Origin of the sequence: Kitasatospora sp. NPDC059817 (assembly GCF_042731835.1) — a bacterium.
Classification (GTDB): domain Bacteria; phylum Actinomycetota; class Actinomycetes; order Streptomycetales; family Streptomycetaceae; genus Kitasatospora.
Genome location: NZ_JBHWIR010000240.1, coordinates 1 through 8,950 on the forward strand (window position 1 = coordinate 1; position 8,950 = coordinate 8,950).

The following is an 8,950-nucleotide window of genomic DNA, read 5'->3' on the forward strand; positions in this document are numbered from 1 at the left end:
GCCGCGGCCGGGGCGCCGCCCGCCGGCGGGAAGCTGCGCGGGATCGGCCAGGCACCCGGCGCGGGCCCGGCGGGCGCCGCGGGGGCTGCCGGTGCGGCCGGTGCTGCCGGTGCTGCCGGTGCAGGGGCTGCCGCAGGGGCCGCCACGACCGGCGCGGCCTGCACCGGGGCGGTCTCCGCTACCGGCACCGCCACCGGCGCCGTCGCCGTCGCCGTCGCCGGAACGGGCGCGGCCATGGTCGCCGCCACCGGCACCCCCACCGCCATCGGCGCGGCGAACCCGCCCGCCGCCGCCCGGCGCTCCAGCTTGTCCAGCCGCGCCTGCAACGACAGCTCGTCGCTGTAGGCACCCGGCAGCATCACCCGGGCGCAGATCAGCTCCAGCTGCAGCCTCGGCGCCGCGTTGCCGCGCATCTCGGTCAGCCCGGTGTTGACGATGTCCGCCGCCCGGCTCAGCTCCGCCGAACCGAACGCGTCCGCCTGCGCCTGCATGATCGCGACCCGGTCCGCCGGGGCGTCGATCAGCCCCTTCTCCCCCGCCTCCGGCACGGTGGCCAGGATCACCAGGTCACGCAGCCGCTCCAGCAGGTCGGCGACGAAGCGGCGCGGATCGTGCCCGCCCTCGACCACCCGGTCGATCACCTGGAACACCGTCGCCCCGTCGTGCGCGCCGAAGGCGTCCACCACCTCGTCGAGCAGCGCCGAGTCGGTGTACCCGAGCAGCGAGGTCGCCATCTGGTACGTCACGCCGCCCTCGGCGGCGCCGGCCAGCAGCTGGTCCATGACCGACATCGAGTCACGCACCGACCCGGCCCCGGCCCGGACCACCAGCGGGAACACCGAGTCCTCGACCTGGATGCCCTCCCGGCCGCAGACCTCCACCAGGTAGTCGCGCAGCGTGCCCGGCGGGACCAGCCGGAACGGGTAGTGGTGCGTCCGGGACCGGATCGTCCCGATCACCTTCTCCGGCTCCGTGGTCGCGAAGATGAACTTGAGGTGCTCCGGAGGCTCCTCGACCACCTTGAGCAGCGCGTTGAACCCGGCCGAGGTCACCATGTGCGCCTCGTCCAGGATGAAGATCTTGTAGCGGCTGTGGACCGGCGCGAAGAACGCCCGCTCCCGCAGCTCGCGCGCGTCGTCCACACCACCGTGCGAGGCCGCGTCGATCTCGATCACGTCGATCGAGCCGGGCCCGCCGGTCGCGAGGTCGCGACAGGACTGGCACTCTCCGCAGGGCGTCGGCGTCGGCCCCTGCTCACAGTTCAGACAGCGGGCCAGGATGCGCGCACTCGTCGTCTTCCCGCAGCCGCGCGGTCCGCTGAACAGGTACGCGTGGTTGACCCTGTTGTTACGCAGGGCCTGCTGGAGCGGAGCGGTCACGTGCTCCTGCCCGATGACCTCCGCGAAGGTCTCGGGACGGTAGCGGCGGTACAGGGCTAGGGACACACCCCCGACGATATCGGGACGCGCCGACAAACGCGTCGCCCCTCGCCTCGCCACCGTCCCCCGGCGCCCCCGGCAACCGCCCGGGAACGCAAAGACCCCCCGTGCACCCGCCAGAGCCCTCTTACCCTTGCTGCCTTCCGGCCCTGGGGGGGTTCAGAGAGATAACGCCACACGAGGGGCTGACCCCCACACTACCGGATCCGAGCCCCCACGATCCACAGGCAACCCCACCCTCCCGCCTACGGGATTGCTGGTCGCGACCACCCCCGAACATGTACTAAGCTCTCCCACGGAGGATTCGCCTAGAGGCCTAGGGCGCACGCTTGGAAAGCGTGTTGGGGGCAACCCCTCACGAGTTCGAATCTCGTATCCTCCGCCGGCAGAAGGCCCGGACCGTTCCGACGGTCCGGGCCTTCGTCGTTTCGCGGTGCGGGGACACCGCTGGGTGAACTCCGCGTGCTGGGCGGTTCGACTGCGGCATAACTTTGAGTTATGAGACTTCACTCTTCGCGCACGAGGTTCTGGGGGCGGGTCGGCGTGGTCGCCGCCGCCGCGGTGGTGTTCGGCGCCACGGCGGTGGGTGGCGCCGTCGGCCGGGCGCCGTTCCTCGGGCCGCTGAACACCGTGTCACCGGTCGCCTCGACCGTGCCCGCGAACGGGGACCAGAACCCGTACGGCACGTTCGTGGTCCAGCACAGCGTGGGCAAGCTGCGCCGCGGCAACGTCCTCATCAGCAACTTCAACAACGGGCAGAACCTGCAGGGCACCGGGACCACCCTGGTCCAGGTCAGCCCGGACGGCACCGTCGGCGAGTTCGCCCGGATCGACCCGGCGAAGCTGCCCGGGCCCTGCCCCGGCGGGGTCGGGCTCTCGACCGCGCTGACCGTTCTGCCGGGCGGCTGGGTCGTGGTCGGCAGCACGCCCACCACCGACGGCACCTCCGCCACCGTCCAGGCCGGCTGCCTGCTGGTCCTGGACAGCAACGGGACGGTCCGCGAGACGATCGTCGGCGACGGCATCAACGGCCCGTGGGACATGACGGCCGCCAGCTTCGACGACCGCGACGAACTGTTCGTGACCAATGTGCTGAACGGCACGGTCGCGGGCGGCGGGGCCGAGGTCGACCAGGGCACCGTCCTGCGGATCACCCTGTGCCGGCAGGGCGACGCGCCGCCACAGCGGCTCGCGACCACCCGGATCGGCTCGGGCTTCGGCCAGCGGACCGACCAGGCCGCCCTGGTGATCGGCCCGACCGGCGTCGGGCTGGGCCACGACGACACGCTCTACGTGGCGGACACCCTCGCCAACCGGATCACCGCGATCCCCGACGCCGTCCACCGCACCACCGACGCGGGCACCGGCACCACCGTCAGCACCGGCGGCCACCTCAACGGGCCGCTCGGCCTGGCCGTCGCCCCGGGCGGCGACGTCCTCACGGTGAACTCCGGCGACGGCAACCTCGTCGAGACCACCCCCGCCGGCGACCAGGTCGCCGTCCGCACGCTCGACAGCAGTGGCACCCCGCCCGGCGCCGGCGCCCTGTTCGGGCTCGCGGTCGACCTCGACCACGACGCCGTGTACTTCGTCGACGACGCCGCCAACTTCCTGAACGTCCTCCACTGACCGCAACGGGCGGCGACAGCCGGAAGACCCGGACCGCCTCACGCGGTCCGGGCCTTCGTCGGCTCCACGGCCCCGACTGGCCGGCCGGTACCGGAAGTGACTTCCGCCCTCCCGCGCAGCGCCGCGAGGTGGACTAATCGAGCCTTAGTCTCGGAATTAGTCCAGGTTAGTACCTGGACGCACGGACACATGACGTGCAAGTATCTGTCCTGCCGCCAGACGGGCGACACGTCGGAGGGGAAGAAACATGACGCAGGACAGCCAGCAGTTCATCTCGGTGCCGGTGCCGGCTCAGTACGTCACGCAGGTGTACGCGTTCCTCGCGGAGCTCTCGGGGGCCGCTGCGGGGGCCGCGGTGGCGGCGGCGGCCGAGGGGGGGCCGCAGGAGGACGGCGAGTGGCCGTTCGTCGAGTGGACCGTGCAGGATCTGCGCCGGCTGACGGCCGATCCGCTGGACTCGGTACAGGCGGTGACCGGGGTGCTCGACATCCTGGCGAAGCAGCCCGGCGAGCGGGTGAGTTACACGTCCCTGGTCGAGCTGCTCGATGTGGACCGGAAGCGGCTGCGCGGCGTGCTGTCCGCGTTCACCCGGGTCGTGCACAAGCACTACGGCCGGCGGAACTGGCCGATGAGCTGGGTGGAGGCGCTCAGTGACGGGGCCGAGTTCAAGTCGGAGTTCTTCTACACGGTGAGCGAGACCACCGCCAACCGGTGGCGGGCGGTCCGCGCCCAGGGCTGACGGCCCGCAGCCGGTTCGAGGCGGACGGCGCGGGCGGCCAAGGGGGGTTGGTTGCGGCCTGGCCGCCCGACGGGGCTGGACGCCGCGGTCAGGCCGCGGTGTCCAGCCGCCGGCGCTGGTCCTCGTCGAGCACCAGGTCCAGGGCGGCCAGGCTCTCGTCCAGCTGGGCGACGGAGCTGGCGCCCACGACCGGGATCGTCGGCACCGGGTGGCCCAGCAGCCAGGCGAGCACCACCTGGTTGACGGTGGCCCCGGTCTCCTTCGCCACCTCGGCCAGGGCGGCCAACTGGGCCTGCACCACCGGCCACTGGTACTTCTCGGACAGCGGCCGGTCGGGCCGGCAGTACGCGCCGCCGAGCAGCGGTGAGTAGGCCAGCAGCAGCAGCTCCGGCCGCTGCGCGACGTACGACAGCAGCTCCTCGTCGGCGTGCTTCTGGATGCCGAAGTCCGCGTCCGGCCGTGGCCGGAGGTAGCTGTGGCGCTGCTGGACGCACCGGTAGCCGGGCCAACCCCGCTGCTCGGCAAGCTCGTTGGCGGCAGCCAGGTCCGCGGCGCTGTGGTTGCTGCAGCCGAGCCGGCCGACCTTTCCGTCGGCCACCAGCTCGGCGAAGGCCCCGAGGGTCTCCTCGACCGGGGTGGACGGGTCCGTCACGTGGGCGTAGTAGACGTCCACGCGGTCGGTGCCGAGCCGGCGCAGGCTGCCCTCGGCCGCGTTGCGCAGCGCAGCGGCGGACAGCCCCTCCATGTGTTCGGGGAAGGGGAGTTCGGGCACCGGGCGGGCTCCTGCCTTGGTGGCGAGGACCAGTTCGTCACGGTTGCGCCGGCGGGCGATCCAGCGGCCGAGCAGTTCCTCGCTCTCGTGCCCCGTCCCGCCGGGGGCCCAGAAGGCGTAGTTGTTCGAGGTGTCGACGAAGGTCCCGCCGGCCTCGGTGAACCGGTCCAGTATCGCCGTCGCGGTCTGCTCGTCCACGGTGGTGCCGAAGGTCATGGCGCCGAGGCACAGCGCGCTGGCCTTCGGCCCGTCAACTCCGAGGCTGCGGTACAGCATCAGTCATCCCTCCCAGGGGTCGGTAATGGTGGTGCGGGCCGCGATCGGGCGTGGCGCGCCGCGATCCGGTCACCAGAATCATCACCCCGGCCGCGCCCGACTCGGCCAATGCGCAGACCAGCCGGGAGACCGTCCGATTCGTTCAAGACGGGGTGTCCGGGCGCCGCCTACCGTGACGGGCATGAACAGCACACCAGCACCGCAGTTCGCCGTCGTGGGCCTCGCCGTCTCGGACCTGGCCGCCTCGATCGCCTTCTACCGGCGGCTCGGACTCGCGTTCCCCGACGGGGCCGAGCAGGAGCCGCACGTCGAGGCCGTGCTGCCGGGCGGGCTGCGCCTGGCCCTCGACCCCGAGTCCACCATCCGCTCGTTCCATCCGGACTGGCGTCCGCCGGTGGGCGGCGGCCGGACGGCACTGGCGTTCCGGTGCGCCGACCCCGCCCAGGTGGACGCGGTCTACGAGGACCTGGTCGGCGCCGGGTACCACGGCGAGTTGAAGCCGTGGGACGCCTTCTGGGGCCAGCGGTACGCCGTGGTGCACGACCCGGACGGCAACGGCGTCGACCTGTTCGCGCCGCTGCCGGGCGCCGCGGACTGAGTCAACGGGGCAGCAGGGCGGTCGTCGGCATTCCCGCCAACTCCCGTACGTCGCGCGCCAGATGGGCCTGGTCGGCATAACCCGTCCGGGCCGCCGTCTCGGCGAGGGGCACGCCGGAGCGGGCCAGCGCGAGGGCGCGCTGCAAGCGGAGGATCCGGGCCAGGGTCTTGGGACCGTAGCCGAAGGCGGTCAGTGAGCGGCGGTGCAGTTGCCGCGCGCCGAGGCCGACCGCCTCGGCGGTCGCCGCGACCGAACGGCCGGCCGCCAGGGCATCGGCGACCGCCCGGACGAGCGGGTCCACCGGCCGCGCGTCGGCCGCCAGGCGCAGCGCCAACTCCTCCAGGGCCACGGCCGGGTCGGGCGCCGCGTCGATGCGCCCGGTGCGGCGGCGCACCTCGACTCCGGGCCGGAGGTCGGCCAGGTCGACCCGCCGGTCGCGCAGTTCGTGTGCGGGCACGCCCAGCAGGGCGGGGGCGGCGCCGGGCGGGAGGCGGACGCCCGCCCACGGGCCGCGCAGCCCCGGTCCGAGCTGGAAGGCGCGGGTGTCCGGCCCGGCGACGAGGAGCCGGCCCTCGGTCCAGAGCAGGTCCATGCAGCCGTCGGGCAGGACGAGCCCGGCCGCGCCGCCGCCCGTGCTCCCGACGGCCCGGCGCCTCCACACGACCGCTCCCGGCAGCCTCGACGCCCGCTCCGCGTACTCGGGGGACATGGGGCCCAGGCTACGCGCCGCCACCGGGCGCCGCCGGGGGTCGGCGACACGCCGGCGGCACGCCCTCGGCCCCGCGGCCGCGCGAGGCGGACGGGGCCGAGACGGACAGGAAAGGGCCGAACAGGACAGGGCCAGGCAGGGCAGGGCAGGGCAGGGCAGGGCAGGCTCAGCCCACCCGCTGGACGACCTCCGCCTCCACCTCCGCCGCGTCCTCGACCGGGCCCGCCGCCGGAGCGGTCTTCCGGCCGTCCCGCATCAGCACCAGGGTCAGCCCCGCGGCCGCCAGGACGGAGATCCCGCCCGCCGTGAAGGTGACGGAGGCCGCGGTGTTGAACGCGTCGCGCGCGGCGGCGGCCAGTCCGCCGTCCCCGGTGCTCGCGGCGAGGGCGAGCGCGTCCGTGATCGCGTGCTTCCCGGCGGCGGGCGTGTCGGTGGGCATCGAGCCGGTGAAGGTGCTGGACAGGACGGCGCCGAGGATGGCCACGCCCAGCGCGGAACCGGACTGCTGGATGGTGTCGTTGAGCGCGGAGCCGACGCCGGCGTGCTCGCCGGGGATCGCGCCCATCAGCGCATTGGACGCGGCCGGCATCGCGAGGCCGGAGCCGGCGCCCAGCACCAGCATGGCCAGGGCGACCTTGGCGAAGCCGTCGCCGACCGAGAGCGTGGCCAGCAGCCCGAACCCGGCCGCGATGATCAGCATGCCGGCCGAGGTCGTCACCCGCGGGGCGACCTTCTTGCTGAGCACGGCGCCGATGGCGTTGAACACCAGCGAGGCGACGGCCAGCGGGAGGAACGCCAGGCCGGTGTCGGTGGCCGAGAACTTCAGCACGAACTGCAGGTACTGGGTGAGGACCAGCATCAGGCCGCCGGTGGCGAAGGTCAGCAGGACGAGCGAGAAGCTGGCCCCGGTGAACACCCGGTTGCGGAACAGCTTGAGCGGGACCATCGGCGAGTCGGTCCGGACCTGGCGGACGGCGAACCCGGTCAGCGCGAGCACCCCGACGACGAGCGTGCCGAGCGTGCCGGGGCTGGTGATGCCGTCCCGGGGCAGCACGGTGATCGACCAGACCAGCGCGGTCATCCCGGTCATCGAGAGCACCATGCCGGGCAGGTCGGGCCGGCGCCACGGCCCCCTGGACTCCGGCATCAGCACGACCGCCGCGATGACGGCGACCACCGCGACCGGCACGTTGAGCAGGAAGACCGCGCCCCACCAGAAGTGCGCGATCAGCGCACCGCCGAGCACCGGCCCGCCGATCATGCCGATCATGGCCACCGCGCTCCACGCGGCGATCGCCTTGGGCCGTTCCTCGTCGTCGAAGACGGTGATCAGGATGGAGAGCGTGCTCGGCATGACCAGGGCTCCGCCCACGCCCATCAGCACGCGTCCGGCGATGAGCTGGCCGGGGCTGTCGGCGACGGCCGCGACCAGGGAGGCGGCGCCGAACACCACCAGCCCGATGATCATCATCTTCCGCCGGCCGAACCGGTCGGAGAGGCTGCCCGAGGTGAGCAGCAGCCCGGCGAAGACCAGGATGTACGAGTCGATGATCCACTGGATGTCCTCGGCCCCGGCCCCGAGGTCCGCCGCGATCTGCGGGATGGACACCGTGAGCACCATGTTGTCGACCACCAGCACCAGGCTGCTGAGACAGAGCACGACCAGGATGAGCCAGCGGCGCGGATGTCGGTCCACCGCGGTCCCCCTTCGAAGTGAGCGCGCCGGCCGTAGCCGGACGGAAGTCGTCGCGGGTGCACCGCGGTCCGTCCCCACGGCCGCGGTGCACCTCGCTCCGCACACTGTGCGGACGCCACACACTGTACGTAGACCGCACAGTGTTCGCAAAGCCGCACGGTGTGCGGCGCGGCTTATGCTGAACGGAGCAGCCGAGCCGAGCACAGGCGGGCGAAGACCGAGAGGAGGGCCGGATGCCGGCCAGGTCGAAGGACGCGCCCGGGACACCGTGGAGCCGCCCCGAGCGCCCCCGGCGCGAGCAACCGGCGCTCAGCCGGGCCCAGATCGTCGCGGAGGCACTCGCCATCCTGGACAGCGACGGCATCGAAGCCCTGAGCATGCGCAAGCTCGGCGCCCGCCTCAACGCCGGCGCCACCTCGATGTACACCCACGTCGCCAACAAGGACGAACTGCTCGCCCTGGCCGTCGACGAGGTGTTCGGCAAGATCTGGATCCCGGCGGTCACCGACACGAACCCGGCGGACTGGCGCGCCACCGTCGCCGAGTGCGCGGGCAGCGTGCGCCAGGTCATCCTGCGCCACCCGTGGATGGTGTCGGTGATCGGCGACCTGGGGCTCGTCTACTTCGGGCCGAACTGGATGCGCCTCTCCGAGGCCCTGCTCACCTTCCTGGAGGCAGCCGGCTTCACCCCGATGGAGGCCAGCGACGCGATGAGGGCCCTGCTCGGCTATGTCATCGGGACGGCCAGCGTGGAGGCCTCCTGGCTGAGCGCACTGGCCCGGCACGGCCGGGAGGAGCAGGGCTGGATGGACGAACTCCTGCCCGCCATCATCGAGGCCACCCGGGACTTCCCGCGCCTGCACCGCCTCTACACCACCGACGCCAACGGGGTGACCGACGGCTCCCGCGACAGCGGCTTCACCAACGGCATCCGGCTGATCCTGGACGGCATCGAGGCCACTCGGCAGGCCCGGCCTGCCAGTTGACGGAGTGTCAGTTCCGGCTCAGCGCCCGGGCCCCGACGTAGCCCGGCCCCGAACCGACCGCGCCGCCCGCACCACCGACCGGGCCGCCGGGGCGGGCAGTCGGTGG

At 73.1% G+C, this 8,950-nt stretch carries 8 protein-coding genes, 1 tRNA gene and 1 other RNA gene; 5 read left to right on the forward strand and 5 right to left on the reverse strand.

The window, feature by feature from the left end:
• Together ACFV61_RS31895 and ffs are read right to left on the reverse strand one after the other, a co-directional pair.
• Window positions 1-1,445: DNA polymerase III subunit gamma and tau (locus ACFV61_RS31895; RefSeq protein WP_380495422.1), on the reverse strand; the 1,445-nt coding region annotated here is incomplete at its 3' end.
• A gap of 90 nt (window positions 1,446-1,535) precedes the next feature.
• An RNA gene (gene ffs / locus ACFV61_RS31900) (signal recognition particle sRNA small type) lies at window positions 1,536-1,626 on the reverse strand.
• A 110-nt stretch (window positions 1,627-1,736) separates the two neighbouring features.
• On the opposite strand from ffs, the gene ACFV61_RS31905 reads away from it, so the two are divergent.
• The 3 genes from ACFV61_RS31905 to ACFV61_RS31915 all read left to right on the forward strand — a co-directional run bounded on the left by ACFV61_RS31905 (window position 1,737) and on the right by ACFV61_RS31915 (window position 3,807).
• A tRNA-Ser gene (locus tag ACFV61_RS31905) sits at window positions 1,737-1,821 on the forward strand.
• A 116-nt stretch (window positions 1,822-1,937) separates the two neighbouring features.
• On the forward strand, window positions 1,938-3,068 hold the full coding sequence (locus ACFV61_RS31910) for a hypothetical protein (RefSeq protein WP_380374506.1): 1,131 nt from the start codon (window positions 1,938-1,940) through the stop codon (window positions 3,066-3,068).
• 247 nt (window positions 3,069-3,315) lie between these two features.
• Window positions 3,316-3,807: a hypothetical protein gene (locus tag ACFV61_RS31915; protein WP_063348646.1), complete on the forward strand. Its 492-nt coding sequence runs from the start codon at window positions 3,316-3,318 to the stop codon at window positions 3,805-3,807.
• 88 nt (window positions 3,808-3,895) lie between these two features.
• Here the strand turns inward: ACFV61_RS31915 and ACFV61_RS31920 are convergent, their stop codons facing one another.
• Window positions 3,896-4,855 (reverse strand): aldo/keto reductase, encoded by a 960-nt coding sequence (locus ACFV61_RS31920; protein ID WP_380495424.1) that lies wholly within the window; start codon window positions 4,853-4,855, stop codon window positions 3,896-3,898.
• 181 nt (window positions 4,856-5,036) lie between these two features.
• Here ACFV61_RS31920 and ACFV61_RS31925 point away from each other — a divergent pair, with 181 nt between their 5' ends.
• On the forward strand, window positions 5,037-5,453 hold the full coding sequence (locus ACFV61_RS31925; protein ID WP_380426436.1) for a VOC family protein: 417 nt from the start codon (window positions 5,037-5,039) through the stop codon (window positions 5,451-5,453).
• A 1-nt stretch (window position 5,454) separates the two neighbouring features.
• On the opposite strand, the gene ACFV61_RS31930 is transcribed toward ACFV61_RS31925, so the two are convergent.
• Window positions 5,455-6,162, reverse strand: coding sequence for a helix-turn-helix domain-containing protein (locus ACFV61_RS31930; protein WP_380495426.1), 708 nt, complete (start codon window positions 6,160-6,162; stop codon window positions 5,455-5,457).
• A gap of 166 nt (window positions 6,163-6,328) precedes the next feature.
• A complete protein-coding gene (locus ACFV61_RS31935; RefSeq protein WP_380495428.1) occupies window positions 6,329-7,858 on the reverse strand; it encodes an MFS transporter in 1,530 nt (509 codons plus the stop codon).
• 233 nt (window positions 7,859-8,091) lie between these two features.
• Here ACFV61_RS31935 and ACFV61_RS31940 point away from each other — a divergent pair, with 233 nt between their 5' ends.
• Entirely contained in the window at window positions 8,092-8,844 is a 753-nt protein-coding gene (locus tag ACFV61_RS31940) for a TetR/AcrR family transcriptional regulator C-terminal domain-containing protein (protein WP_063348641.1), read from the forward strand.
• Window positions 8,845-8,950: the final 106 nt, after the last annotated feature.